The sequence below is a fragment of the Bacteriovorax sp. DB6_IX genome (assembly GCF_000447775.1).
Lineage (GTDB): Bacteria > Bdellovibrionota > Bacteriovoracia > Bacteriovoracales > Bacteriovoracaceae > Halobacteriovorax_A.
The window spans coordinates 1-6,245 of sequence record NZ_AUNJ01000039.1; the positions used below are offsets into that span (position 1 = coordinate 1).

The window sequence follows — 6,245 nt, forward strand, 5'->3', positions numbered from 1 at the left end:
TTTTGCGATTTTAACAATATCAACAAAGAGTGGTTTTCCTGCTTTATCTTTAAAAGTCTTTACAGAAGTTCCTTCTAGTTTTGGACTTGGATGAATCAGCATATTGGGTTCAAAATCATTAACCCAAATATAGTCATTATTATCACGACCATACCTCATTGTTTTAAGGTCTCTTTTGCAAAAGCTTGGGCCTGCTCTTTAGTGAGAGATTTATTTTGAACTTTTTTATTCAAGGGTATCAAGAACCCCAAGTGCCGTTTGAATAACGTCTTGAATCTCATACCTCTTTTCTTGAATGAGTGCCTTCTTAGTATTGTTGTAATTCACACCAACCATTATCACATTGAAAGCAATAAAAGGTACGAGAGCTAAGAAGAGAATCTTAAAACTCAAACCAAATCGATCAGTAAATTTCTTCATTTAATTTCCCTATGCAAAGGACAGATGAAACTGTCGGATAACCATTTGACTTAATTATCGGAGAAATTGAACAAGGCCATGACTTAAGATTAGTTAATATTTAAAAGCCCCGTTATTACGAGGCTTTGTGTATCTTTTCTAAAGAATGGTAAATTTAATTAGCGATCGCGTTCATCAAATAACTGACAAGTAAAACAGTTATTTATAAGAGAAACCTTTAGTTAGAGACTAAATTCATCATGAACTTGATTTTCAAGACCTATCGCCTTGAAGTTGGCCCTTTGGCCTTCAATATCCATTAGCCAAAAATGATTCTCAGCAGCTGATTCACTAATATACCATCTCTTCTCAGCTGATCGAGTACTCTTTCCCATTGCTCCATCTCCAAGGTAGATAACACCAGAGTTTGCAACTTTACCTCTTTTGATTGGGTGAGTTCTTTTTAAGACATGATCATGATGTTCAAAGTTAACTCTAAATTTATACTTCTCAAAAATAGGACGCCAAAAAAGTCTTCCTTGAATAGAGTTTGGTGTGGCATAACTTCTATGTCCAGGATAGAGGGGAACATGATAAAATGCATAACGATTTTTAAAAGAAAGAAGTTTCTTCTTATTCTTCTTCATCCAAACTGCCTGCTTAGCAAAACCATGGACATGTCCTGTATCTAAAATAACAAAGACATTATCTGCTCCAATTTTTCTCATAAAATAAGTCTTCTTACCGGCCTGTGGGAATAATGAGTAGTAAAATGGAGCTCGCTTCTTTTTACTCAATACCACTAATGGTCTCGTTTCATGATTACCGATGGCCACCATAAGGGGAACCTGAACCCCCTCTGGAGTAATGGCCCTATCTCTCCAGTGAGTTAGCCACTCTTTCCACTTTTTCCAATTCTTCGGTTGCCCATTTGCATAAGCAATATCTCCACCGATAACAGCAAGGTGAGGACTATAAGTTGCTGCTAATGAAGTGAGCTTTTGAAACTTTTCATCAGTTCCTGTGTCTCCTCCGACAACGATCCTAATCTTGCTTTGGTCATTCGGAATTGTTCTAAAAGAGTACTCACGACTGAGAAGCCCATTGATTTCAATCTTGTATTTGTAATTCTTTTTTGGGTCGAGTTTCGTAAATGTATGTCTAAAGATATTGACACCATCAAGTTCAATCGCTGGCCTTCCAACAATTCTAATATCTCTTTGTGCTACTTCATCGAAGAAGTTAACAGTGAGTTCTTGGTGCTCATCAGACGAAACAATATTTAAAGTTATCGATGAAGAAGTATCTTCTTGGTGGAATGTTAAATAGTTTAAAAATAAACCATCAGCATCGCCATAGTAATCCTTACATGAGAATAAACTGAATAAAATAATGAGAAATAAAAAATGTCTCATACTCTCCCCTTTTAATTGTCGTGTGCGGGCAGAATATAGCGTGAAATAAAATGAAATGTAAAATTAAGAAAAGTGTTCTGAGAAGCGTTAACTTCTCAGAACATATTGAAATACTTAGTAATTAAGTGCTTCTGACATTGCTGTTAGGATTTTGTCAGTATTTGGAAGGATGGCCTTCTCTAAAATTCTGTTAAAACCTACTGGAGTGAAAGTTGATCCCACTCTTTTTACTGGTGCATCAAGATGCTCAAATCCCTTCTCGTTAATCATGGCAACAATTTCGCCACCAAAACCACCGAAAACCTTATCTTCATGAACAACTAGGCATCTATTAGTTTTAGAAATCGAGTTAATTACTGATTCTTCATCAAGTGGAACAAGAGATCTTAAATCGATAACCTCTACAGACTTACCTGATTCATTTGCAATTTTCTCTGCTGCTTCTAAACAGTGGTGAACAGTATTTCCATAAGTCACGACTGTTAAATCAGCACCTTCTCTTCTAACTCTTGCTTTTCCAAATGGAACTTCAAAGTCTTCAGGAACAACGGCCATGGCCTGTTTTGCATTATAAAGAGCTTTTGGCTCAAGATAGAGAGTTGGTCCCTCTGATCTCATTGCCGTTCTTAGAAGTCCTGCTGCATCGTCAGCAAAAGCTGGACATACAACTCTTACTCCTGGAATACCTGCAATATTCCCTTCAATATTTTGAGAGTGGTATAGTCCACCACCAATATAGCCACCAGATGCTAAACGAATCACAACATTTGGTGCGAAAGCTCCGTTTGATCTCCAGTAGTCGTGTGAACATTCAAGGTATTGCTCCATTGCCGGCCAGAAATAATCAGCAAACTCGGCACCTTCAACAACAACTCTAATATCTTTTCTAAATCTTGAGAAACCATTGGCCGTCCCTAAGATATAATCTTCTGCAATTGGACCGTTGAAAACACGATCTTTTCCGAACTCTTGTTGCATTCCTTTAGAAACATTGAAAATCCCACCTTTGTCTCCGTTGGCCATATCTTGCCCCCAGATAAAAGTATTTTCATTATATCTAAACTCTTTCTTAAGTTGTCCATTAAGTGCATCGATGAATTTCATCGGCTCACCTTCTTCATTATGAGTTCCATCAACATAAACCTGTGGTTGATATGGCTCAGGAATAACGAAGTCATAGATAGACTCTGGAGTTGGGTTTGGCGCTTTCATTGCAAGAGTGTGAGCTTCAAGCATTTCTTTCTTCTTAGCTTCATCAATCTCTTCCATTTCGGCCTTAGTAAGAATTTTATTCTTAATAAGTTGCTTCTTAAAAGCTTCTAAAGGATCTTGTGCAAGGGCCTGCGCTCTTTCTTCTTCTGATCTATAAAGCTCATGCTTATCTGAGTTAGAGTGAGATCCCATACGAACACATTTCGCATGAACAATTACTGGCTCTTGTTTTTCTAGAGCAATTTCTCTAGCTGTCGCCATAGCATTCATTGAATCAAGGATATCTTTTCCATCACAGTGAATGATTGTTAGGTTTAAAAAACCTGTGAAGTTATTTGCAGCATATTCATTAGCTGTTTGGTCACATTTTGGAACAGAGATTCCATAACCATTATCTTGAAAGACGAAAACTACTGGAAGCTTCTCATTTGAAGCACCATTGATGGCTTCATAAACATAACCTTCAGATGTTGAAGACTCCCCTTGAGAAGTAATCGCAACACCTTTGTGATTATAACGATTCATTGCTCTAGCAACACCAACTGCGTGAAGCGGGTGGTTCCCTGTACAACTTGAAACGTTATGAATATTCCACTCTGGCTTTGCAAAGTGGTTAGACATGTGACGTCCACCAGAAGCAAGGTCAGTTGCTTTAGAGATACCATTTAGGATAATTTCTTCTGCAGAAAGACCAGCAGAAAGAGAAGTTACCATATCTCTATAGTATGGAAAGAGATGGTCTTCACCAAGAGTAAAGGCCTGCCCAATTGCAAGTTGGATTCCGTCGTGCCCAGCACATGGTGCGTGGTAAGACCATCCTACTGCTTGTTTTAAATAGTTTGGAGCACGGTTATCAAGCATTCTACCTAGAGTTAGAATCTCATACCACATTTTGAATGTGTTCTTATCCGTGTTCTTTAGTGTGTACTTCTTTTTAGGTTTAATAACCTCAGCCATAAGTCACCTCAATATTTTCATTTAGTTAGTACGTTTTTTGTGAATGAGCAGTTAATCACATCTTTCATCATTGGTAAATACACAAATCATAAACTCCTAACTCGGCCTGTCATGAACGCAAAAGGGAGTAAAAGACTAATCAATAACTTATGCCTTGTAAGTCCTGTATTATTTTCAAAATTTCACACACAGATTTATTTAGGTGTAGAATCCGTAGAATTTTTGATGACCAGATTGGAGATTAAATGAAAAAACTTGTGCTTCTCGCCTCTATCCTTATTAGTGCTCTAGCATCAGCTACACCAAATGTAGTTCTTCTCTCTTCATTGGAAACTCCAAAAATCTGGTACCATAGCAAGAAATGGAAGATCGAAAAGAGCCTTAACAAAATTTTCTATAAAAGGTTTAAGAAGTCTGGTCTCAATATCATTATTAAAGAAAAAGTTGATCAGCAAATATTGAGAGAAGAACTTCTCAATCCAAATAATATCGCCGTTTTCTGGGTATCTCACGCAAAAGATAGTCAGCAAATTTCGGACGGAGTCTCATCTGATGCGGCCATCGTTGATTACCATGGTGTCGATGTCAAAAATCACTTTAAGAATATTCACCCAAATATGCGCTATGTTGGACTCGTTGGTTGTAATGCCAAAGAGCTTTTAGAAGAATACCGCAGCGAAGGGTACTACTCTAATAATAAGGACCTACTCATTCACTCTTTTGACAAGAAAGTTGATGCGAGAATTGGTCTAAGAAAATCGATTAGAAAGTCGGCCAAACAATTAGGAAAACTCAAAAAGAGACTTCTAGCATCTCCTCGAGTTATTGGTTTTCAGGATATCTTAACTGATTTTGAAACAAATCCAGCATGTCTTGTTAAGCAGACAGGTTTTAAAATCTCTGTAAGAAGAGAGTTAAAAGAAGAGTCTCCAGCAGTTGCCATAAAAATTGATGATCAAATTCTTCATGTTTTTGCTCAAGCCAAAGCTGGAGAAGTTCAAGAAGCAGAGATCTTTGTTCAACCAAAACTAAATGAGATGAGTCGTAACTCTTTTAAAGTCACCGTAGATACAAACCTCTTTGTTGGAATGGAGAAGCTTTATCTTGGAGATTTCGAGTTCTCAAGTGACTGGGACGGAAAGTGGAAGCTCTTTGCCAAAAGAGATGGAACACCCCTTGGAGTTACAAAGAACCTCTATCGCTACACAGGACAAACACCAATGATTCACCAATTGGAAGAGTTTCAACCTTATGAGTGTTTAGAGGGACTAGAATAAGTTAAAGATAATGCACTGAGTATCACATCTTTGTAATCGGCTTGCTACAATTGCCCTGTTTAAACTTAACGGGGGAAATAGAATGCCAATAGCGACATATGATCAGTATTGCGAAATGCTAGATAGCGCTAAGAAAAACGGATATGCTTATCCGGCCATCAACGTAACTTCAACTTCTACGGCCAATGCGGCCCTTAAGGCCTTCGCCGATATGAAATCAGACGGTATCATCCAGGTTTCAACAGGTGGTGGAAGCTTTGCTTCAGGATTAGCAGTAAAAGACGAGGTACTAGGAGCAATCTCAATTGCTCAGCATGTGCACTTAATGGCACAACAATACGATGTTTGTATTGCCCTACACACAGATCACTGTCACCCAGAAAAGGTAGAGAGTTTTCTCATCCCATTAATTGAAGAAACAGAAAAGAGAAGAGCTCAAGGACTTCCAAACCTCTTTCACTCACATATGTTTGATGGATCAGTTCTTCCAACAAGTGAAAATATTGAAATGAGTAAGAAGCTTCTTGAAAGATGTGCAAAATCAGAAATCATCCTAGAAATCGAAACAGGAGTTGTCGGTGGCGAGGAAGATGGAGTGAATAATGAGGATGCACCAGCAGATAAGCTCTATACAACTCCAGAAGAAATGGTTGAAGTCACAAAGGCCCTTCGTCCACTTGGAAAGTTCATGTATGCTGCTACTTTTGGAAACGTCCATGGTGTTTATAAGCCTGGTAATGTTAAACTTCGTCCATCAGTTTTAAAAGATGGTCAAGCAGCTGTTGCCAAAGAGCTTGGAGCAGATGCTGAAAACTGGCTAGTTTTCCACGGGGGATCTGGTTCAGAACTTTCAGAAATTCATGAAACTCTTGGTTACGGTGTGATCAAAATGAATATTGATACTGATACTCAATATGCTTATTCAAGAGCAGTTGTTGATCATGTCTTTAAGAACTACGATGCTATGCTCAAAATCGAGGGAGNA

General features: G+C 38.1%; 6 protein-coding genes. 2 read left to right on the top strand and 4 right to left on the bottom strand.

Features of this window, described 5'->3' with window-relative positions; translation table 11 throughout:
- The 4 genes from M901_RS18285 to M901_RS01205 all read right to left on the bottom strand — a co-directional run.
- A partial coding sequence (locus tag M901_RS18285) for a cache domain-containing protein (RefSeq protein ID WP_021276329.1) occupies positions 1-159 on the bottom strand: 159 nt, incomplete at its 3' end.
- 66 nt (positions 160-225) lie between these two features.
- Positions 226-420, bottom strand: coding sequence for a hypothetical protein (locus tag M901_RS01195; protein WP_021276332.1), 195 nt, complete (start codon positions 418-420; stop codon positions 226-228).
- 221 nt (positions 421-641) lie between these two features.
- Positions 642-1,814 (bottom strand): metallophosphoesterase, encoded by a 1,173-nt coding sequence (locus M901_RS01200; protein WP_021276330.1) that lies wholly within the window; start codon positions 1,812-1,814, stop codon positions 642-644.
- Between the two features lie 114 nt (positions 1,815-1,928).
- The gene (locus M901_RS01205) at positions 1,929-3,983 is read right to left on the bottom strand and encodes a thiamine pyrophosphate-dependent enzyme (protein WP_021276333.1); all 2,055 of its coding nucleotides are present in this window, start codon (positions 3,981-3,983) and stop codon (positions 1,929-1,931) included.
- Positions 3,984-4,228: 245 nt separating this feature from the next.
- Here M901_RS01205 and M901_RS01210 point away from each other — a divergent pair, with 245 nt between their 5' ends.
- Entirely contained in the window at positions 4,229-5,260 is a 1,032-nt protein-coding gene (locus M901_RS01210; RefSeq protein WP_021276331.1) for a hypothetical protein, read from the top strand.
- An 82-nt stretch (positions 5,261-5,342) separates the two neighbouring features.
- The coding region (gene fbaA / locus M901_RS01215) for a class II fructose-bisphosphate aldolase (protein WP_034719406.1) at positions 5,343-6,245 on the top strand (903 nt) is incomplete at its 3' end.